We start from the raw sequence: 1837 nt of genomic DNA, 5'->3' as shown, positions 1-1837 counted from the left end.
ACCACATCCTGGAAGGTGAAATGCCTATCAGCTCTACTTGGCGGCCGGGGACTTGGACCACACGAGAGCCAAGGCGAACAGCCCCCAGAGTGAGACCGTAAGGCAATCGATCCAGTGGATCGATTGCAGGGCGAACGGGATCTGCGAGCGCTTCCACCGGACCATCAAGGATGAGTTCTGCGACATCGCCTTCCGCAAGAAGCTCTACCGGCCGGTGGAGGAATTGCAGGTGGACCTGGACGCCTGGCTGGCCAGATACAACGAGCAGCGGCCGCAATTCGGGAAGATACCGCTATGGCAAGACGCCTATGCAGACCTTCCGCGAAACGCTGCATATTGCCAGGGACAAGACGATCACGGCTTCCGATCCATCGGACAGTCGGCAACCCATTCTCAGCACAGAGAACTGAGATGCCTGTCAGATCAAGTCTGAAGTTTTACACATCCATGCTCTGGAACTTCTCGGCTGCGTTAAGCCGTGCAGCGTAGGGGATCGCCGAGGCGCTTCTCTTATTTTTTCAGTGCTGGGGCGCAGTATTTCCGCAGCGCGTGCTCGGGCTAATGTCTGTAGCGAGGATCTCACTCTTGGTTTCTAGCCTGCAAAGGTGGCTATCCGAGTGCAACACGCAGTGTATCCAGGTTCAGGTGACTTCCTCTGTGATAGCAGTTGCGAGGTCTGAACCTGTAGTGCAGCTATGTTGGATTTCCTTACGCAACTGAAGAGCTTGCAATCTTTGGTCGATGCCATTACCTGTAAAGTGTTCGCAAGGACTATGGCGATAAACGCGCTCGTAATAAGCGGCTCGGACCCGGGGGCGGTACCCGGCGGCTCCACCAACATCCTTCGTTTGGGGATCATGGGGCCGAAATAGGATCGACGGACGTGTAAAAGGGTTAGCTTTCGCTCGGCAGGATGCCACCGTTATCGGCTCAAACTCGATAGTTGCAAATGACAACCGAGTGCCGGCAGCTCTCGCCGCTTAATGCGGTGCGAAAAGCCGAAATCTAAGCCCTTATCTCTCACAAGATAAGGCGGGGTTCGCAGGCACCTGGCAACAGAAGCCTGCACTTCTGCTGCCGTCTGACGATCGACACTAAGTATCGCAAGTACGCGCGGCGTATGCTCTGGGTCCCAATTTGCGTAGAGTTGTTTTTTAGCTGTGACTTGACCGGGGATAGGTGAGAGTATTCATCGAGATATGCCCCATGTGGACTGTACCCCTGGCCGCAATTGGAAGGGAACATTGGAGTGACCAACATAAGCGGTTTTTCGATCGCGCCATGAGCGGGTAGTTCCAAGGCGGAAGCGCGTCGATCTGGCGTTAGCGATGTTCTGACCACACGGTCTTTTAGTATTGACGGATTGGAATGATGTCATCACCGCGCATGACGGCATGACCAGCAAAGCTCCAATGATGATTTCCACGGTGACAATGCCGAGCACAAATCCAACCGGCAGAACAGATCCGCGTGCGCGGCGATTGTCCGCCTCAAAGCCCGTTCCCGGTTCCCTGACACTGCCAAATCTGAGTAGGCCTGCGGACCGCGGGGGTAATCGACGAAAAGTGCTTGAAGCTACAGTCACTGTAGCAGCTACACCTCTTCTCACACGATTCGAGGAGAGATGCAGTGTATTCCGAAGATCCGCTTCTTCAGCCTACGAAGCTATTGGACTTTGAACATACGGCTATCGCCGGGCTCATCACGGACCGCGGGTGGAAGGATCTGGCGCAGCATGAGCAGATTGGCGAGGTCTACGACTTCGTACGCAATGAGATTGCCTTTGGTTACAATCGCGCGGACGACATCCCTGCCTCCAGGGTTCTCGCCGACGGCT

1 other RNA gene and 2 pseudogenes are annotated in these 1837 nt (G+C 55.2%); all 3 read left to right on the top strand.

The window, feature by feature from the left end:
• Positions 1–25 precede the first annotated feature (25 nt).
• Positions 26–289: pseudogene (locus tag A2I95_RS34905) on the top strand (integrase core domain-containing protein); the annotation flags it as partial.
• A 432-nt stretch (positions 290–721) separates the two neighbouring features.
• Positions 722–1070, top strand: a transfer-messenger RNA (tmRNA) gene (gene ssrA / locus A2I95_RS34900).
• Between the two features lie 559 nt (positions 1071–1629).
• A pseudogene (locus A2I95_RS34895) lies at positions 1630–1837 on the top strand (transglutaminase); the annotation flags it as partial.

It is taken from the genome of Leisingera sp. F5, from assembly GCF_001593695.1.
Note: the sequence above shows the minus strand (reverse complement) of the source record. Positions and strands in the feature narration are given on the sequence as shown.